The sequence below is a fragment of the Lutibacter sp. Hel_I_33_5 genome (assembly GCF_007827455.1).
Classification (GTDB): domain Bacteria; phylum Bacteroidota; class Bacteroidia; order Flavobacteriales; family Flavobacteriaceae; genus Polaribacter.
The window spans coordinates 2,942,476-2,962,585 of sequence record NZ_VISM01000001.1; the positions used below are offsets into that span (position 1 = coordinate 2,942,476).

A 20,110-nucleotide genomic window follows, 5' to 3' on the forward strand; every position below is an offset into this window, starting at 1 on the left:
ATACAAAAATCATAATTAAATGAAATTGTCATACAAAATAGTACTGTTCTTTCTACTGCTTTTAAGCATAGATTCAGTGGTTGGTCAACAAGATCCACAGTACACACAATATATGTATAATACTATGGCTATTAATCCTGGTTATACAGGTTCTAAAGGTCATTTAAGTGTTACAGCATTAGCAAGAACTCAATGGGTAGGTTTAAATGGTGCGCCAGATACGCAAACATTTAGTTTTCATACACCTATAGGTTATAGTAGAGTTGGTATTGGTTTGAATGTTATTAATGATAAATTAGGGCCTTCTCATGAGACGTATTTTGATGGAAATGTTTCCTATACAATTAGAACAAGTGATGAAGGTAAGTTAGCATTCGGACTTCGTTTAGGAGGAAGAACTTTAAATTTAGACTGGTCTAGAGGAATTTACAAAGATCCAGATGCGGTTTTTAGTCAGAATGTAAGTAACCGATTTTTACCAAGTATTGGTGCAGGATTGTATTTTTATAAGCCAAATTGGTATTTAGGATTGTCTGTTCCAAACTTTTTAAGAACAGATCATTATGATGATTTTATTGAATCCGTAGCAAAAGAACGTATGCATTATTTTTTAATTGCTGGTGTTGTTTTTGATCTTAATGATGATTTAAAATTAAAGCCAGCTGCTATTGCAAAAATAGTTTCTGGAGCTCCTTTATCATTAGATATTTCAGCAAATTTATTATTTAAGGAACGTTTAAGTGTTGGATTGGCTTGGAGATGGGATGATTCAATCAGTACACTTTTTGGAATACAAATTACGGACACGTTAAATATTGGATATGCTTATGATTTAACTACTTCTAATTATCAGAATTATAATAGCGGTACTCATGAAGTTATGTTACGATTTGATGTAAATAAACCCAAACTTAAATCTCCAAGATTCTTTTAATCATACAGTTATGAAAAAATATACAACCTTATTTTTATTGTTTTTTATAGCAACTTCTTTTGGTCAAGAGTATGCTGCAGATAGAGCATTTAAAGATTTTTCTTATATAAAATCGGCAAAACTCTATAAAAGAGTGTATCAAAAAGGAGATAGCTCTAAGTTGGTTTTAAGTAGACTGGCAGATTCATATTATTTTAATAATGAAACTGAAGAAGCAGAGAAGTGGTATAGCAAATTATTTAATCTTTATGAACAAGATTCTTTAACAACAGAAAACTATTTTAAATATGCGCAAACGTTAAAAACAAACGGTAATTATAAAGAATCAGATAAATGGTTAACAAAACTTAAAGAGTTTAATACAAAAGATTCTAGAAGTAAGAAGTTAGCAGATAAAACTGATTATCTATCTGAGTTTTCTAAAAACAAAGAAAAGTTTCAACACATACATAATTTATCAATTAACACTCCATATTCAGATTATGGGACATTTATAACAGATAGTTTGGTTTATTTTGCTTCAGCAAGACCAAAGAATTTTAAATCTGGAGATAGAATATATAAGTGGAATGGACAGCCTTTTTTAAATGTATATCAATCAACGGAAAAGGTGATTTCTAATGTTAACGATAGTATTCATAAAAGTGATTTAGTAAATCCTACAAGAGTTATAGATATAAATACTAAATATCATGAAGCTTCAGCAATAGTTACAAAAGATGGGGCTACTATGTATTTTACCAGAGATAATTTTGATGGGAGACGTTTAAGAAATGATAGAAATAATGTTGCACATCTTAAAATTTATAAGGCTACTAAAATTGATGGTGAATGGGATAAAATAGTAGAATTACCATTTAATAGTAATAAGTTTTCTAATGGTCATCCAGCATTAAGTCCTGATGAAAAAACATTGTATTTTGTTTCAGATATGCCAAATGGTTATGGAAAAACAGATTTATACAGGGTTAGAATTTTAGAAAATAATGAGTACGGAACTCCAATAAATTTAGGTGCAGATATTAATACAGAAGGAAGAGAAATGTTTCCTTTTATAAGTAAAGATAATTTTCTGTATTTTTCTTCTGATGGTCATATAGGTTTAGGTTCTTTAGATATTTTTGAATCTAAAATAGATACTGTAGGTTTAGCATTTTCATCAGTAAATAATTTAGCAAAACCAATTAATAGTAAAAAAGATGATTTTTCTTTTTCATTAAATAGCACAAGTAAACGTGGTTATTTTTCATCAAACAGAGCAGGAGGAAAAGGAGATGATGATATTTATTCTTTCTTCGTTTATCCACCTAAAAAGAAAGTAATTCCGGTTTGTAAGCAAGAAATTATTGGTGTGGTAAAAGACGAAATCACTAAAAAATTAATGCCAGGAGCAACCATTATTTTGTTAGATGAAAACAAAAAGGAAGTTGAAAAGTTAGTAGTTGGAAATGATGCAAGTTTTAAATTCATATTGCCATGTGATAAAGAATATACAATAAAAGCTTCTAAGCAATACTATAATGATGATTTACTAAACTTTGTTAGCACACCAGTTAAAGGAGAACTAACTCCAAAAGAATTGTTTTTAAATTTAAATAATGATTTTGTGTATTCAGATAATTTAGAAAAGATTATTAGAATCGATCCAATTTATTTTGATGTAAATAAATCAAAGATTAGACCAGATGCAGCGATAGTTTTAGATAGAGTGGTAGCGATAATGAAAAAATATCCTGAATTAATAGTTAGATCTAGTTCGCATACAGATTCTAGAGGTAGAGATTCGTATAACGAAGCTTTATCTACACGAAGAGCAAACTCTTCAGTACAATATATTGTTTCTAAAGGAATAACTCAAAATAGAATAACTGGAGTTGGATATGGAGAAACACAATTAGTTAACCATTGTGGTAACCGAGTTAGGTGTTCTAAAGATGAACATCAATTAAATAGAAGAACTGAGTTTGTTGTGGTGAATTTTGATAGTAAAAACTAAAAACAGAATATAAACATTAATGTTATTTGCCTTCAATTAATGATGAAATAGCTTTGTCTGATTCTGTTAATGGTAAATTACAAACTTTATTTACACAGATATAAATATAGGTTTCATCCTCAACAAAACGGTTTACCAACAATGGTAAATCGTTTTCTTTTGTACTACCACAGTATAATTTATTAGGAATGTAAACTGAATTAATTTCCTTTAACTTTTCTAATGAATCTTCTCCACTGATGGCAACTTCATAAAATTTTTCGGCATAGTTTAAATATAAATCTAACCAATTTGCATAAGCTGAAGGATATTTGCTAATGTAAGAAGTAACATTGTGTAGCATCTTTTTACTAATTGAGGCATAATTTTCATTGTCGTAAAAATGACCCATTAAAAATAAATTTTTTGCCATTATAGAATTTGAAGAAGCAATTACATTATCCTCAATGTCAGTTTTTCTTGCAATTAAAGCAGGATCTTCATCAGAAGTGAAATAAAATAATTGAGATTTTTCATCAAAAAAGTGAGTAAGCGTATAATCTGTTAATTCTTTTGCTAACGATAGCCATTCACCATTAAAAGTTGATTGATACAATGTAATATAGGCATTAATTAATGTAGCATAATCTTCTAGATATCCATTAATTGAAGCGTCTCCATTTTTATAATTTCTATATAAACTTCCGTCTTTTTTTAATACGTTATTTTTTAGGAAACTAGCATTTTTTATAGCCATTTCTAAAAAGTGTAGATCATTAAATACTCGGTAAGCATCTACGTATCCTTTTAATAGCAGTGCATTCCAAGAAGTTAAGATTTTATCATCTAATCTTGGTCTTTCTTTTTTAGCTCTCTCTTTAATAAGAATCTTTCTCCAATTTGTAACTTTAGTTTTTAAAGTTTCAATTGTTAGACTGTGTTTTTTAGCAAACTCAATATCACTAATTTTTCTAATGAAATGAAATTTTTCTTCTTCCCAAAAACCATGTTCATTTATGCTGAAATAATCACTGAATACATCGAAATCTGTTATGATTATTTTAGATAACTCTTCTTTTTTCCAAACATAAAAAGCACCTTCTTCCAATTCTTTTTCCTCCGTTAAACTATCAGCATCTAATGAGGAATAAAATCCACCATTATTATTGTAAAGTTCATGCTCTACAAAAGCTAAGGTTTGATAAACAGTTTCTTTATAAAGCGAATTTTTGGTTGCTAAATAGGCATCTGCATATAAACTAACTAATTGCCCGTTATCATAAAGCATTTTTTCAAAATGAGGAATGTGCCATTTTTTATCAGTAGAATAACGAGAAAATCCACCACCAACTTGATCATTTAAACCGCCCAAAGCCATTTTTTCTAACGTTGTATTTATATAGGTAGTTAACTCTTTGTCTTTTGTTTGATGTGCATATCTCAATAAAAATTGATAATTATTAGGCATAGGAAACTTAGGCGCTACGTCCATACCACCTAATGCAGTATCAAAGTTTGTTTGCCACTTATTCACATATGTTTTTAAAGAGTCAATGTTGTAATTTTGTTTGCTTGTATTCTCTTTTATTAAAGAACTTTCGTGAATCCCATTCGTTAATTTTTCAGCAAAGTCAGTTAGTTTACGAGGTTCTTTTTTGTAGATGTCAGAAATTTGATTGATGGAAGATGTCCAATCTTCTTTAGAAAAATAAGTACCTCCCCAAACGGGTTTTCCGTTAGGTAGCGCAATACAGTTTAAAGGCCAACCACCGCTTCCAGTCATTAATTGTACAGCAGTCATATATATTTGATCAACATCTGGTCTTTCTTCTCTATCAATTTTGATATTGATAAAGTTCTCATTCATAATTTTAGCAACCTCTTTGTCTTCAAAAGATTCGTGCTCCATTACATGACACCAATGACAAGCTGCATAACCAATAGAAATAAGAATCAGTTTATTTTCTTTTTTTGCTAATTCTAACGTTTCATTATTCCAAGGATACCAGTTTACTGGGTTGTGTGCATGTTGTAATAAATATGGGCTGGTTTCATTGATTAATGCATTCGTAAATTCATGTTTTTCAGTTTCTTTACAAGAAATAAAAAGTAAAAGTACAGCTAGAATTATATAATGAGTTTTAAATGCCATTCATGTATTTTTTTCAAATATAGGAATATTGCTTCTTTTAAGAATTCAATTTCTTTTAGAAGAATCTCTAATAATTAATTCGGCATTTAAGATTTGTTTATTTAGTGTCTGTGAAATAGATTCACTTTTAATATGCTTTAAAAAGGTTTGAGCAGCCAATCTTCCAATCTCTTCACTGTGCTGTTTCATGCTACTAATTCTTGGCGTAACCATATTTGTAAAAGGTTCATTTCCAAAACCAACTAAAGCGATATCTTCAGGGATGTTAATGTTTTCTTCATTTAAAACCTGTAAAGCTCCCAAAGCAGCATAATCTCCTGCTACATAAACAGCATCAGGTGTTTTTTCAAGTGATAATAAATACTTCATTTTAGCTCTACCATCCTCAGTTGTAAGACTACTTTCTATTAAAAGTTCATCATCTAAAGGTAGATTGTGATTTTTTATTGCATCAACATATCCTCTAATTCTATTATTATAAATCCGAGTACGTTTATAACCTCCAATATGAGCAATTCTTTTACAGCCTTGATTTACTAGGTGATCTATAATTACATGACTACTATCATAATCATCAATTCCAATATAATCAACATTTAAATCGTTTTCCCCACGATCAAATAGAATTAAAGGAATTCCTTTTGTTTTAATTTTCTCGTAATACTCTAAGTTAGTTGTTTCATTTGCCATAGAAGCAATAATTCCATCAACTTGAGTAAACAATAAAGTATCTATATTATTACATTCTTTTTGATACGACTCATTAGATTGGGTAATAATTATATTATAGCCTTCTTTATTTAAAACATCTTCAATATTTTCAATAACAGAAGAAAAGAAATTACTATTCGTTCTTGGAACAATTACGCCGACTAAATTACTTTTTCCACTTCGAAGAGCACTGGCTAAATGATTAGGTTGATAATTTAGATTTTTCGCAACTTGCTTTACTGCTTTTTTTGTTTTATCACTTATTCTAGAATCATTATGTAACGCTTTTGAAACAGCAGCAGCAGAAATGTTTAAAACATTTGCGATATCTTTTATAGTACTTTTCTTTTTTTTTGTCAATTTTTATATATATTTGCTTAAACGTTTAAGCAAATATAGTTCGTTTAACTTTTATAATCAAAACAAATAGATATTTATAGGTTTTGATTTTATTTTTAGAATCTGCTTAAACGTTTAACTAAAAAATAAAAAACAATTAAATACTAATTAAAATGGGTAAAGTAGTAACGTTTGGAGAAATCATGTTAAGATTAGCTCCTCAAGGATTTTTAAGATTTTCACAAGCAAATAGTTTTGATGTTGTTTACGGTGGTGGAGAATCTAATGTAGCAGTTTCATTAGCAAATTATGGTGTTGATGTAGATTTTGTAACACGTTTACCAAAAAATGATATTGGTGCATGTGCAATGATGGAAATGCGTAAAAGAGGCGTTGGAGTTGATAAAATTGTTTATGGTGGAGACAGATTAGGAATTTATTTCTTAGAAACTGGAGCTGTAAGTAGAGGTTCTAAAGTTGTTTATGATAGAGCGCATTCTGCAATTGCAGAAATAGAATCAGGAATGATTGATTGGGATGCTGTTTTTGATGGTGTTGAGTGGTTTCACTGGACAGGTATTACACCAGCAATTTCTCAAGGAGCAGCAGATGTTTGTTTAGAAGCGGTTAAAGCGGCGAGTGCAAAAGGAATTACTATTTCTACTGATTTAAATTATAGAGCTAAACTTTGGAATTTTTGTGATGAAGCACATAGAGAAAAAATAATGACTGAAATAACATCGTATTGTGATATCATTTTAGGAAACGAAGAAGATGCAGAGAAGCATTTCGGAATTCATCCTGAAGGATTAGATGTTCATAAGCACGGACATGATGTAAAAGCAGAAGCTTTTTTATCAGTATGTAAGCAAATGATGGAAAAATTTCCAAGAGCTAAAAAAGTAATTACAACGTTAAGAGGATCAATTTCTGCATCTCATAATACATGGGCTGGAGTTTTATATGATGGTACAAAAATGTACGAAACTCGTCAATACCAAATTACAGATATCGTAGATAGAGTAGGTGGTGGAGATTCATTTATGGGAGGATTAATCTACGGATTATTAAAATACCCAGAAGATGACCAAAATGCATTAGATTTTGCTGTTGCAGCTTCTTGTTTAAAACACACAATTAAAGGTGATGCTAATTTATCTACAGTTGCAGAAGTAGAAAAATTAATGGGTGGTGATGCTTCTGGTAGAGTAGCGAGATAATATTAAGCTAATTGTAAATGTTAAATTGTTTAATCAGTAAGATTAGAAAGAACATTTACACAGTTAAACATTTACACAATTAAATATTAAAGAAAATGGCACAATATACAAGAATAGAAGTCGCTAATGTTATGAAAGAAACAGGGTTAGTTCCGTTGTTTTTTAATAGCGATGTTGAATTAGGAAAACAAGTTTTAAAAGCTTGTTACGATGGTGGCGCAAGATTATTAGAATTTACAGCTCGTGGAGATTTTGCTCACGAAGTTTTTGGTGAATTAACCAAATATGCAATAGCAGAATTACCTGGAATGATTATGGGGGTTGGTTCTGTAACAGATGCAGGAGCTGCTTCATTATACATGCAATTAGGAGCAAATTTTATTGTAACTCCAGTATTAAGAGAAGATATTGCAATAGTTTGTAATAGAAGAAAAGTTCTATGGTCTCCTGGCTGTGGATCTTTAACTGAAATTACAAGAGCTGAAGAATTGGGGTGTGAAATCGTGAAATTATTCCCTGGTGGAATTTACGGACCTAATTTTGTAAAAGGAATTAAAGGACCACAACAATGGACATCAATTATGCCAACTGGTGGAGTTTCTCCAACAGAAGAAAATTTAAAAGGTTGGTTTGATGCAGGTGTTACTTGTGTTGGTATGGGATCTAAATTAATTTCTAAAGAAATTTTAGCAAATAAAGATTTTAAAACGCTGGAGCAAACTGTAAAGAACGCTTTAGATATTATTAAATCTGTAAGAAAGTAGTACAATTATTTGAATATATTTAACCCTTCAATATATTTTTATTGAAGGGTTTCTTTTTTTATATGGAAAAAAATAAAGCAATTTTATACATGATTTTTAGCGTGATCGCTTTTGGAATCATGAACGCAGTTGTAAAATACTTAACGGTATTTAATGTCTATCAAATAGTTTTTTTTAGATCTATTGGAACGTTGTTATTTACTATTCCGTTGATTATAAAATATAAAATTCCAATATTAGGAAACAATAAAAAGCTATTGTTTCTAAGAGCGTTTTTGGGAGTTATTTCCATAACATGTTTTTTTCAGTCTTTAAATTATCTAGATGTTGGTACTGCAGTCTCTTTACGGTATACGTCACCTATTTTTGCAGCAATTTTTGCATTAATTTTCTTAAAAGAAAAAATAAAAAACATCCAATGGTTTTTGTTTGTACTCGCTTTTTGTGGTGTTTTATTGATAAAAGGTTTTGGTGAAAACGTAAACTCTATTGGGTTACTTTTAATCTTTTTATCTGCTATATTTCTAGGATTAATTTTTGTTGTAATACGTAAAATAGGAACCTCTGAAAATCCGCTGGTTATTATTAATTATTTTATGGTTATGGCTTTTGTTTTCGGTGGGTTAATGTCAATTAATCATTGGATAACACCAAGTTCAACTGAATGGATACTTTTAATAAGTCTTGGTTTTTTTGGCTATGTTGGTCAGTTATTTATGACCAAAGCGTTTCAATCTCAAGAAACAAATATTGTTGCTCCTTTAAAATACTTAGAAGTTATTTTTACCATCATAATTGGCGCTTCTTGGTTTGGAGAAGTTTATAATTTATGGACACTTTTAGGAGTGCTATTAATCCTGTCTGGATTAGTTTATAATATTTATTTGAAAAGTGGTAAAGTTAAAAATGGGTAGTTGTCATTATTTAGCATATTTTTAAATAAACCTGTAATGATATTTTTCAAAGAATTACAAATAAGGGAAAGAGCAAGAAATTAGCCTTAATATCAGTTTCAAATAAGTTACTAAAACAATGTTTTGCAATCGCAAAATCAGGATATCCTTATGATCCTAGTTTTGCTTCAGTATTTGTGGTTAAATAGTACGTGAAATTTAAAAATAATGAACAAAAAAAAGCTTACTTATAAAATTAAGCCTAGAATATTATTGTACAAAATTAATGAAGAAAAGAGTTGTTTTTTAGCTCAGTTCTTTGTTGCAAACGTAAATTATTTTCTATAGTTTTTTAATTATTCTATTTTTTGATAAACCTATTTATAACATTGTTGTTAAATTGAATTAAGTAAATACCAGAACTTAAATCTGATATATTAATCTCTTTGATATCATAGTTTGAAACTTTTTTTATAACCTGTCCAGTTATACTAAAAATAGTTATTTTATTAATTTTCGTTTTACTATTAAAATTAATTGTTGCATTTGACGGATTTGGGTAAACTGAAAATAAGTTTTGTTTATTTTGACTTACCTCATCTATATTTAAAGTCACATCTTGTGATTCATAACATCCCATATCAATTAAATTTTCGAAAACTCTTTGGTTACCAGATAAATCTAATGAAGATGTCTCGCTTGTTGGACTAACTTGATTTATGCAAGGAGATTGAGGCGAAGAATTTAAAGTCCAATCTGACATCACACTATCAAAGTTTGATCCGACTCCAGAAGAAGGATTCTTAAAAAGAGGATCGGAATTTATATTGTTCAAATACTCTCCTAAATAAAATGTGTTTGGTTCAGATTGAATTCCTGACATACCATTTTCAATATCAGTGAAGTATATGTTAGGGTCGCTACCTTCATCTTCTATATATATTTGATTTCCTGAGTTAGATGCTAAATTACCCCATATAATTGAATTATTTATCTCAGGATTAGATGAATCCTTGCAAAAAATCCCACCTCCATTACGAGAATTATTGTTAACAATTGTATTATTAATCATAGTTGGACTTGATCTAGAAAAATAAATTCCACCACCATTTTCCTTACTAGTATTATTTGCTATCAAATTATTAGCTATAATATCACCTATTCCATCAGAAGTACAAAAAATTCCACCACCTCCATATTCATTTATTTCATTAGTAGATTTGTTATTAACAATTATATTATGAGAAATTATATTACCAGTTCCTCCGCTACCAACTTTACCAATATAAATTCCACCACCGCCAATAGTTCCACTGGTTTCGTTGTACGCTATAATGTTATTAGTTATTATTGCTGATTTAGATAAGACACGCATCCCACCAGCTTCGGCACCAGAAGCAGCAACGTTATATGTTATTTCATTATTATTTATTGTTGGACTTCCTGGGCCACCAAAATCATATTGATATATGCCTGCACCAGCGATTTGGTTAACCGTGTTTAACGTTATTAAATTACTTTCAATTATTGGGCTACAAGAATCACCTGCATATATTCCACCACCACGCTGATTAGCAGTATTACTTTTTATCGTATTATTGCTAATTGTTGGAGAGCTACCATTATCACAGAATATAGCACCACCATTTGCTTCTGCGTAACAGTTTTCTATTAAAGAGTTGGATATATTAACCTTGGAATAACCATCAAGAAAGAATGCTCCTCCACTATCGAGAGGTGAAGCAGAATTTGCTCTGCCATATTCAAATTTACAGTAAGAAAAATCTGAATCATCGTTAGTAGCAGAAGTGTTTTCAAACCTTATACCAAGCCAACCAATAGATGAGTTATTTGAAGTGAAAGTAATAGAATCGTTTACAATTCCAATTGCATTTATCTGTCCTTGTATAGAGAATTTATAGCTTCCTTGAAATTCGACTTTAACCCCAGGTTCAATATTCAAAATTTTTGAATCAGGTACTAAAATAGCCCCTTGTATAATATAAGGAGAATTCAATTTAGTCCAAGTTCCCTCTACAACACCTCCTGGAATATTTGTTTGAGAATATGTCTGCTGTAAAATCATTATCAAAACAGTAAGAAATAGTAATTTTTTTTTCATTTTTTAGAATTTTTTTGTTTTCAAAATATGCAAATTATTAGAGAAGTATTTTAAGGATAATATTTTTTAACTCTTAACTAACTTGTAAAATTATTCAAATCAAATTTTTGTTTTTCATCGTTACGTTTTGACATTCTGTTTGCCAACTTGTTTGTGTATGAATAGTTTGCGGTTTTTGTGTGCGAGGAATTTCCGAAGGAAATTCAGACGTAACAAAAATGCAACTATCTTTGTTTAAGCACAAATTAAGCAATTTTTTATACACGTCTTAAGTTTGTCTTTTAATAAATTTGATACATAATCAGAAAGAATAAAAGAGAGAATTATGGTTAATAATACACGGTGAAGCTTTTAGACTTCGACAACATTGGTAATCCTCTCTCTTTTCTACTAAAAATCACGTTCAGTTCTGTGAGACCTTAGATCTCGATTTCAAGTTGTTGTGATTCTAGTAGCTTATTCTTTCATAAATCATTTCTTATGAATAAATATAATGAAACTTTTGGAATTGACATTAGTAAAGATGTTTTTGATTGTTATGGCAGTGTTCAAGGTCATTTACAATTTAACAATACAGAGTCAGGTTTTAAAAAGTTTCAAGAAGTACTATCAAAAAATAGTTTAGTAGTCATTGAAGCTACGGGTTATTATCATTATAGATTTGCACAGTTTTTATATAGAAAAAACGTTTTGGTTTCAGTAGTAAATCCATTATCAGTCAAGCGTTTTATTCAGATGAAATTAGCAAAAATAAAAACAGATAAAAGTGATGCAAAAGCGATTTGTGATTATGGATTAACTCAGGAAGTCCCTTTGTATACAGCCCTTACAGATAGGTAAAGTGAATGTTTACAATTGTTTCGATTAATGGACAATTTACTAAAGACAAGAACAGCTACCAAGAACAAGATTCATGGAGAACAGGTTTTAGGAATCCCGTCCAAATGGGTTTATCGTAGTTTAAATAGAAACAAAAAACATTTAGATAAAGAACTAAAAGGAATTGAAGAAAAATTGTTATCACTAGTAAAGCAAGATCAACAGGAACAGTTAACATTATTACAGAGTATTCCAGGAATAGGACTAAAGACAGCCTTATTTTTAATTGTAGTTACAGATGGATTTAAGAAATTTGAAACAGCTTCACAATTATGCAGTTATGTTGGTATTACACCCACAATAAGAGAATCAGGGAGTAGTGTGAGAGGAAAAGCAAGAATAAGTAAGGTTGGGAATAGAAAATTAAGAAACCTACTTTTCATGTGTTCCTTTACAGCTCATATTCACAACAAGGGATGTAGAGATATTTTTCAAAGAATAACAAATAAGGGAAAGAGCAAGAAATTAGCCTTAATAGCAGTTTCAAATAAGTTACTAAAACAATGTTTTGCAATCGCAAAATCAGGACATCCTTATGATCCTAGTTTTGCTTCAGTATTTGTGGTTAAATAGTAAGTGAAATTTAAAAATAATGAACAAAAAAAAGCTTAATAATAAAATTAAGCCTAGAATATTATTGTATAAAATTAATGAAGAAAAGAGTTGTTTTTTAGCTCAGTTCTTCTTAAGTTAGCATTTTAATAATTTTAATAAATCTTCTGGATTATTAAATTCAAAATCAATTAATTCCTTTTTTTTATTAAAAACAATTTTGGTTGGCCACCACCTAATGTTATATTTCTTATGTAATTCTAAATTTTTTCCTGCATATAAATTTGTCCAAAATATAGAATCTTCTTCGGATGCTCTTTTCCAATCCTTTCTTTGTATATCTACACTTATGTGAATAATTTCAATACCGTTGTCATTTAATATTTTATTTTTAGAGTTCAATTTTTCATTGAACGATCTACAAGGGCCACAAGCTGCAGTCCAAAAGTATAAAACTGTAAATTTATTATTTTCAATTAATTTGGATAATCTTTGCTTTTGATTATTTATGTCTTCTAAAATAAATTCAGAAAATTCAATTTTGTCTCTATCGATTTTGCTTATTTCATTAAATTTTTCTTGAAGTTTATAGAAACTATTATTGTCCGGACTTATTTTTATTTGATTAAAAAAAAGATTTATTTTTGTTTTTTCTTCTTCAGTTATATCTCCATTTGATTCAAAAGCCCAACCATTGAGCATATTACTTAAGATTTCAATTTGCAGCATCTCATTCTGTGATTCTTTAATTTTTTCTTCATAAAGATTTAATAATTTCCTTTTTATTTCAGGAAAAACATATTGGTTTAAACTGTCTTTTTTTGAATTTGAATAAATAATTCCTTTTAAAAAACTCTGTTTTTTGTCTGAATAATTTACGTATTCTTTGTTAATACCATTGTTTTTATATTCAACATTTCTAAAACTATAAATAGGTGCAAAAACTGCGGAGTCTATTTCAGTTGAATCTTTGGTTATGGTAAAATTTAAATTCATAGTGTTGTTTTCAGGTAAAAGCTTCACAAATCTTCTTTGATTATTATGTTTATCTAAATTATATGAGCTTTCAATGTATCCCACCTCCGTAGTATGCTTAAAGGATTTAAAAATTACTTTTCCATTTTTTATTTTTTGAATTTGCCTGTTTTCAAAATCTTCCCCGTTAATAGAAAATACAAGTTCTAATCCTTCTTGGTTTTCAACATTGCATATTATTTCGTTAAAATTTTTCTCCTTTTGACAAGAAAAAAATGAAATTGTTAAAACTAAAACGATTATTTTTTTCATAATTATAGGTAACGGTTTTGTGTATGGTTAGTTGCGTGTTTAAGCAACTAAATTAGTAAACTAAAACGAACCAGAGGGAATTTCGCAGGAATTTCCAAGTAGGCTAGAACTAGCAATGAATTATACACGTCTTAAGTTAGCATTTTAATAAAAAGGTTAAATTAAGCAATATAAATTAGAAAGCACAAAAGAGAGGATTAAGGTTATTATATACGGAGAGACTATTGATCTCGTCAATATTGAAAATCCCCTCTCTTTTCTACACAGATTTCGTACAGTTTTATGAGGCTTCAGACCTCGATTTTAAGTCGTTGAAACTCGCGTAGGTTGTCCTTTCGTTAAAACATTTTCTTATGAATAAAGATATTAAATATTTTGGAATAGACATTAGTCATTTAGTATTTGATGTTACAGATTCTTCTGGTAATTATTATCAGTTTAAAAACAATGTAAATGGATTTAAAAAATTTGTAAAACATCTAGATTACAATAGTCATTGTGTAATGGAAGCTACAGGTTATTACCATTACATGTTGGCTTATTTTTTACAGGAAAACAGTATAAAAGTTTCAGTAGAAAACCCTCTGTCGGTGAAACGCTTTATCCAGATGAAGTTATCAAAAATAAAGACAGATAAAAGCGATTCAAGATTGATTTGTGAGTATGCAAAACAAGTTGAATTAAAGTTGTGGCAAGGTAATTCAAAACATCAGTTAGAATGCTTACAAATGACAAGACTTCTTTCTGTATATACAAAACAGAGTACTATGTTAAAAAACAAAATACATGGAGAAGAAGTTTTGGGCAATCCAAGTAAAGTAGTTACGAGCTCATTAAAAAGTAGTTTGAGACAGGTAACAAAACAAATAGAAAAGGTAGAGGTAGCATTATTAATTTTAGTAAGAAAGCTACATCAAGATGTTTTAACACGCCTAAAAACAATACCCGGAATTGGAAATAAAACAGCGCTAATGTTAGTTGTTTTAACAGATGGATTTGATCGTTTTAAAAGCGGAAGTGAATTGTGTAGTTATGCTGGATTAACTCCTGTAATTAGACAAAGTGGAAGTAGTATAAATGGACGAGCCAGAATAAGTAAAATAGGCAACCAGAAGCTTCGAAATTTATTATTTATGTGCAGTTTTAATGCTTGTAAATACAACAAGGCTTGTAGAGAAATTTATGAACGAATAGTTGCCAAAGGAAAGAGTAAAAAATTAGCATTAATAGCGGTGTGTAATAAACTATTAAAACAAGCATTTGCCATTGCTAAATCAGGATTAATATATGATGATACTTATAGAAGTACTTTAGTGAATATTTAATGAGTTTTTACTTGTTTTTTACCACAGTACTTTGTTAGCAAATGTTTTACCAATTTTCTCTCCAATCAATATTTTCTTTAATTATCTTAGCTGGATTTCCTGTAATTATATTTTTTGATGAATGAATTGATTTAGTCAAAACACTACCAAGTCCGATTAGATTTATACTGTCTATTTTTACTCCAGGTGAGATAGATGAGTTTGAACCGATATAAATATCATTCCCTATTTTTATTGATAAATCTTTATTTCCTGTCTTTGTGTGAATTGAACCATGTGTCCATAGTTGACTTCTTTTTCCTGCTAACCAAGTATTATTCCCAATCTCAACATTATTCCATAAATCAATAAAATGGTCATTTATTATTCTTGAATTTTCTCCAATTTTAAAAGAGTTTTTCCCTGATATAATATTTCCACTATGAATAGCTGTGTTATTTCCAATTTTTAAATTTTCACAAGAAATAGTTGTGTTATTTCTTATTATGGCATTATCCCCAATTTCAACATTATTAGAATTTATTACACTTTTTCCAATTTGAACATTCTTTCCTATTTTATAATTAAATATCGTTCTGTATATAAAAACTCTAACTTTATTAAAAGGACAAATTCTTATTATTTTGAATAATATTTTTCTCAATACTTTATTTTTCATCTAAATATTTGCTAACGTTTAATGTAAAATGCGTTTTAATGCATTTTTACATAGTGTTGTAGTTTCGTTTTATTTTTTAGGCTTCTACTGAATAATACATTGGTTTATTTTTTTCCATTTCGATAATTATTCTTGAGAATCCATCTTTCAAATTCAACAAGTCTATTTCCCATTTCATATTATCGGAATTTATTGTTTCAGGAAGAGTAATTGATTCAAGTCTATATTCCTTTTTTAATTGATCCATAGTTATAAATCGCTTATCCTCCACAAGATATTTTTTTGATAAATTCCATATCGTTCCAAAATCCATTTTAATGGTTTCATAGGCCAATTGTTGGTTTTTATTTGATTTCTCGTTTGGTGTCTTTAGACATAATATGACGGGCGTATAAATATTTTCAAGTTCAATTTCTTTGTCCAAATAATAACAACTATCAAACTTGTCATAAGTTGAGCCCATTTCTCCAAAATAGGAATCCTTAATTGCTTTTGGTTTTAATTTATTTAATAGTCTTTTTATCATTTCAGTGATGAACTACAACGTGTTTGTATATGGTTTGTTGCGTGTTTCAAGCACCTAATTTAGCAAATACAAACCGAATAGAAAATCTGCGAGGATTTTCGTAAGTAGGCTAGAACTAGCAATAAATTATATACGGCTTAAGTTAGCATTTTAATAAAAAGGTTAAATTAAGCAATATAAATTAGAAAGCACAGAAGAGAGGATTAAGGTTATTATATACGGAGAGACTATTGATCTCGTCAACATTGAAAATCCCCTCTCTTTTCTACACAGATTTCGTACAGTTTTATGAGGCTTCAGACCTCGATTTTAAGTCGTTGAAACTTGCGTAGGTTGTCCTTTCGTTAAAACATTTTCTTATGAATAAAGATATTAAATATTTTGGAATAGACATTAGTCATTTAGTATTTGATGTTACAGATTCTTCTGGTAATTACTATCAGTTTAAAAACAATGTAACTGGATTTAAAAAATTTGTAAAACATCTAGATTACAATAGTCATTGTGTAATGGAAGCTACAGGTTATTACCATTACAGGTTGGCTTATTTTTTACAGGAAAACAGTATAAAAGTTTCAGTAGAAAACCCTCTGTCGGTGAAACGCTTTATCCAGATGAAGTTATCAAAAATAAAGACAGATAAAAGCGATTCAAGATTGATTTGTGAGTATGCAAAACAAGTTGAATTAAAGTTATGGCAAGGTAATTCAAAACATCAGTTAGAATGCTTACAAATGACAAGACTTCTTTCTGTGTATACAAAACAGAGTACTATGTTAAAAAACAAAATACATGGAGAAGAAGTTTTGGGCAATCCAAGTAAAGTAGTTACGAGCTCATTAAAAAGTAGTTTGAGACAGGTAACAAAACAAATAGAAAAGGTAGAAGCAGCATTATTAATTTTAGTAAGAAAGCTACATCAAGATGTTTTAACACGCTTAAAAACAATACCTGGAATTGGAAATAAAACAGCGCTAATGCTAGTTGTTTTAACAGATGGATTTGATCGTTTTAAAAGCGGAAGTGAATTGTGTAGTTATGCTGGATTAACTCCTGTAATTAGACAAAGTGGAAGTAGTATAAATGGACGAGCCAGAATAAGTAAAATAGGCAACCAGAAGCTTCGAAATTTATTATTTATGTGCAGTTTTAATGCTTGTAAATACAACAAGGCTTGTAGAGAAATTTATGAACGAATAGTTGCCAAAGGAAAGAGTAAAAAATTAGCATTAATAGCGGTGTGTAATAAACTATTAAAACAAGCATTTGCCATTGCTAAATCAGGATTAATATATGATGATACTTATAGAAGTACTTTAGTGAATATTTAATGAGTTTTTACTTGTTTTTTACCACAGTACTTTGTTGTAAACTGTTATTTTTTCAGAGCTTTAATTGTGTCTTCAATATTTGAATAGCTACCTACAACATTGTTTTCTTTATCTAGAATTATATAAGTTGGAAAAGACCAAATTCCTAAATCTTTATCCAAATTAGTTTCACCAATTCGAAAGTTTTTCCAATTAATATTCTTTTTTTCTAAATACTTAATCCATTTCTCTTGTTTATTATCGGTCGAAATCCCAATTAATTCCGCATTCAAATTCGTAAACATATTTGGATTGGCTAAAATCTCGTTATGTTCTTTAACACAAGGTGGACAGGCAGTAAACCAAAAGTCCAAAACTGTAAAATTCAATTTTGAGTTAATTTCTACTATAGATTTATTTCCTTTGATTGTAATAAGAGAATATTTTTCAAGGTCAATTTTATTCGTAGATTTTAGTTTCTCAATTCTACTTGAAATCATTGAATAGATACTATGTTGTTTAGTAGCCAAAGGTTGCTTATTCAAAAACTTTTCTACGAAACTCAATTCGGTGTTTTCATTCTGATACAACTTTAAGTAATGATTAATTGGTACTAAAACAAAAGCATCTTGGTCATTTTCGATAATTGTATTTTTTATAAAATCTGTTCCATTTGATTTGTCCTTTAAAAAAGCTCTATATTCCTTAAAGTACTTTGCTTGTCTATCATAAACAGGTGTGTTTTTTGTTTTCAAAACTAAAAGTTCGTTATTCTTATAATCTAGATAAATATCAATTTTTCCAGCATTAAACCAACCGTCAATTCTTTTTCCCGCTACGAATATTGAATATTGGTCAGAAGATTCAGAAGGTATTTTAACAGTCGCAATTCCGTTTTCAAATTCAGATGTGAATTTCTTTGATAAATTGAAACTACTTACCGAAACATTACCAACATCAACATCCGATTTAATATGGATACAAAATTCGGTTTGCCCAAAAGTCAGGCTTGAAATTAATATTGAAAGTATGCAGAATGTTTGTTTCATAATTGTTTACAACGTTACGTATAAGAAACGTAGGGCAATTAATAAGCACTTTCGTTTCGGTTTATTACTTAGCTAAATATAAACGTTTTGCTTTTATTTTTCGTTTAAATGCCAAATTTTATATTTAGCGGACTTTGTAAATAAACACAGAACTTTGGAGTTAACACAAACGCCCTATGTTTTTTATACCTTGTTGTGCATAGTGCTTTTCACGTTCAGCTTGGTTTTCCGATGTTTGTTATTTAGTTCAAATGTGAGCGTTGGCAAGACATACTCTTTTACAGTTTGGGCGAAGCGTGGAAGATGCGACTGGAAATGTGTATGGCTTTTTGCGTTGGCTATTTTCTGCTAATTATTAAATCCATCGTCTCACTTTTTCTCTGTATTCAACATATTCATTTCCGAATTCACGTTTTAAAAATTCTTCTTCCAATCGTATTTGTGTATTTATGCTTAAAGTAGATAATGAAATTATTAGTAATGTAAATGCATTAGGAATAACAAGAAATAACCCAATATTCGTAATCATTATTCCTAAAAATATAGGATTTCTTGAAATTGAAAATACTCCTTTTGTTACCAATTTGGTTTTGTTGTTTTCATCAATTCCTATTCTCCAAGAATTTGTCATTTGGCTTTGAGAAAACCAAACTAAAATCAGCGATACCAACAAAAGCACCCAACCAATTTTCTGTAAAGTTTGATTTTCCAAATACCAAAAAGGAAGTAAATATTCATACCATTCTTCTTTGAAAGCGTAGATTCCTACAACAATTAGCTCAAGAACTGTGATAAATGTAAAAACCTTACCATTATAGTCGTGTGCATTATCTGTTTTTTCAAATGTGAATGGATTTATTCCAGTTTTTTTCCAAAGTAATACAGACCTTAAAACAAAGACCAATAAAAAATACAATATGAGATAAGCGAATAATAACATAATTTCTAATTTTATGTAAAAATGCTATAATAACCAATGCAATGGAAGTGCATTTATTGTCCGCTACATTTATCGCAAATACCTTTTACAACCAAGTTTACATTTTCTGAAACAAATCCATCAGGCACTTTTATTTGAGGGATTTTATGTTCTGTTAAACAAATGGTTTCGTTACAGTTATTACAATGAAAATGTAAATGCAAATCGGTTTCAATCTCACAATTACAACCTTTTTCACACAAAGCATATTTCGTAATTCCTGTGCCATCGTCTATTTGATGCACAATTTCTTTTTCTTCAAATGTTTTAATAGTTCTGTATAATGTTGTCCTATCTGCTTTCTCAAAAGCATTTTCTATATCGCTTAATGTAACTGCAACTTGTTTTTCGGCAAGGAACTTATATATTAATAAACGCATTGCAGTTGCTCGAATATCTTTTGATTCTAAAAATTCTTCTATTTTTTGCATATTT

The 20,110-nt window shown here is 29.3% G+C and carries 16 protein-coding genes and 2 pseudogenes; 9 read left to right on the plus strand and 9 right to left on the minus strand.

Annotation, left to right across the window (positions count from 1 at the left end):
- Window positions 1-19 precede the first annotated feature (19 nt).
- Window positions 20-934: a type IX secretion system membrane protein PorP/SprF gene (locus tag OD91_RS12825; protein ID WP_144896776.1), complete on the plus strand. Its 915-nt coding sequence runs from the start codon at window positions 20-22 to the stop codon at window positions 932-934.
- 10 nt (window positions 935-944) lie between these two features.
- Window positions 945-2,930: an OmpA family protein gene (locus OD91_RS12830; protein ID WP_144896777.1), complete on the plus strand. Its 1,986-nt coding sequence runs from the start codon at window positions 945-947 to the stop codon at window positions 2,928-2,930.
- A 22-nt stretch (window positions 2,931-2,952) separates the two neighbouring features.
- On the opposite strand, the gene OD91_RS12835 is transcribed toward OD91_RS12830, so the two are convergent.
- Both OD91_RS12835 and OD91_RS12840 read right to left on the minus strand, forming a co-directional pair.
- A complete protein-coding gene (locus OD91_RS12835; protein ID WP_144896778.1) occupies window positions 2,953-5,061 on the minus strand; it encodes a thioredoxin domain-containing protein in 2,109 nt (702 codons plus the stop codon).
- A gap of 45 nt (window positions 5,062-5,106) precedes the next feature.
- On the minus strand, window positions 5,107-6,132 hold the full coding sequence (locus tag OD91_RS12840; RefSeq protein ID WP_144896779.1) for a LacI family DNA-binding transcriptional regulator: 1,026 nt from the start codon (window positions 6,130-6,132) through the stop codon (window positions 5,107-5,109).
- Between the two features lie 152 nt (window positions 6,133-6,284).
- Between OD91_RS12840 and OD91_RS12845 the strand changes: the two genes are divergently transcribed.
- The 4 genes and pseudogenes from OD91_RS12845 to OD91_RS13685 all read left to right on the plus strand — a co-directional run.
- The gene (locus tag OD91_RS12845; RefSeq protein ID WP_144896780.1) at window positions 6,285-7,331 is read left to right on the plus strand and encodes a sugar kinase; all 1,047 of its coding nucleotides are present in this window, start codon (window positions 6,285-6,287) and stop codon (window positions 7,329-7,331) included.
- 95 nt (window positions 7,332-7,426) lie between these two features.
- Entirely contained in the window at window positions 7,427-8,095 is a 669-nt protein-coding gene (locus OD91_RS12850; RefSeq protein ID WP_144896781.1) for a bifunctional 4-hydroxy-2-oxoglutarate aldolase/2-dehydro-3-deoxy-phosphogluconate aldolase, read from the plus strand.
- Between the two features lie 62 nt (window positions 8,096-8,157).
- Complete coding sequence (locus tag OD91_RS12855; RefSeq protein WP_255513261.1) at window positions 8,158-9,009, plus strand: DMT family transporter; 852 nt, start codon at window positions 8,158-8,160, stop codon at window positions 9,007-9,009.
- A gap of 32 nt (window positions 9,010-9,041) precedes the next feature.
- Window positions 9,042-9,197, plus strand: a pseudogene (locus OD91_RS13685) (IS110 family transposase); the annotation flags it as partial.
- A gap of 152 nt (window positions 9,198-9,349) precedes the next feature.
- Here the strand turns inward: OD91_RS13685 and OD91_RS12865 are convergent.
- Window positions 9,350-11,110 carry a T9SS type A sorting domain-containing protein gene (locus OD91_RS12865; RefSeq protein WP_144896783.1) on the minus strand — a complete coding sequence of 587 codons (1,761 nt, stop codon included), beginning with the start codon at window positions 11,108-11,110 and terminating at the stop codon, window positions 9,350-9,352.
- 480 nt (window positions 11,111-11,590) lie between these two features.
- Here OD91_RS12865 and OD91_RS12870 point away from each other — a divergent pair.
- Window positions 11,591-12,562, plus strand: a pseudogene (locus OD91_RS12870) (IS110 family transposase).
- Window positions 12,563-12,679: 117 nt separating this feature from the next.
- Here OD91_RS12870 and OD91_RS12875 read toward each other — a convergent pair.
- Entirely contained in the window at window positions 12,680-13,828 is a 1,149-nt protein-coding gene (locus tag OD91_RS12875; RefSeq protein ID WP_144896784.1) for a TlpA disulfide reductase family protein, read from the minus strand.
- Between the two features lie 353 nt (window positions 13,829-14,181).
- Between OD91_RS12875 and OD91_RS12880 the strand changes: the two genes are divergently transcribed.
- On the plus strand, window positions 14,182-15,153 hold the full coding sequence (locus OD91_RS12880; protein WP_144896785.1) for an IS110 family transposase: 972 nt from the start codon (window positions 14,182-14,184) through the stop codon (window positions 15,151-15,153).
- A gap of 46 nt (window positions 15,154-15,199) precedes the next feature.
- Here the strand turns inward: OD91_RS12880 and OD91_RS12885 are convergent, their stop codons facing one another.
- Together OD91_RS12885 and OD91_RS12890 are read right to left on the minus strand one after the other, a co-directional pair.
- Window positions 15,200-15,811 carry a hypothetical protein gene (locus OD91_RS12885; RefSeq protein WP_144896786.1) on the minus strand — a complete coding sequence of 204 codons (612 nt, stop codon included), beginning with the start codon at window positions 15,809-15,811 and terminating at the stop codon, window positions 15,200-15,202.
- A gap of 76 nt (window positions 15,812-15,887) precedes the next feature.
- The gene (locus OD91_RS12890) at window positions 15,888-16,337 is read right to left on the minus strand and encodes a hypothetical protein (RefSeq protein WP_144896787.1); all 450 of its coding nucleotides are present in this window, start codon (window positions 16,335-16,337) and stop codon (window positions 15,888-15,890) included.
- Between the two features lie 359 nt (window positions 16,338-16,696).
- Between OD91_RS12890 and OD91_RS12895 the strand changes: the two genes are divergently transcribed.
- Window positions 16,697-17,668 (plus strand): IS110 family transposase, encoded by a 972-nt coding sequence (locus OD91_RS12895; RefSeq protein WP_144894406.1) that lies wholly within the window; start codon window positions 16,697-16,699, stop codon window positions 17,666-17,668.
- A gap of 44 nt (window positions 17,669-17,712) precedes the next feature.
- Here OD91_RS12895 and OD91_RS12900 read toward each other — a convergent pair whose 3' ends face one another.
- The 3 genes from OD91_RS12900 to OD91_RS12910 form a co-directional block, all read right to left on the minus strand.
- A complete protein-coding gene (locus tag OD91_RS12900; protein ID WP_144896788.1) occupies window positions 17,713-18,696 on the minus strand; it encodes a TlpA disulfide reductase family protein in 984 nt (327 codons plus the stop codon).
- Window positions 18,697-19,051: 355 nt separating this feature from the next.
- Complete coding sequence (locus OD91_RS12905) at window positions 19,052-19,636, minus strand: isoprenylcysteine carboxylmethyltransferase family protein (RefSeq protein WP_144896789.1); 585 nt, start codon at window positions 19,634-19,636, stop codon at window positions 19,052-19,054.
- A 53-nt stretch (window positions 19,637-19,689) separates the two neighbouring features.
- Entirely contained in the window at window positions 19,690-20,106 is a 417-nt protein-coding gene (locus OD91_RS12910; protein ID WP_108805524.1) for a Fur family transcriptional regulator, read from the minus strand.
- Between the last annotated feature and the right edge of the window lie 4 nt (window positions 20,107-20,110).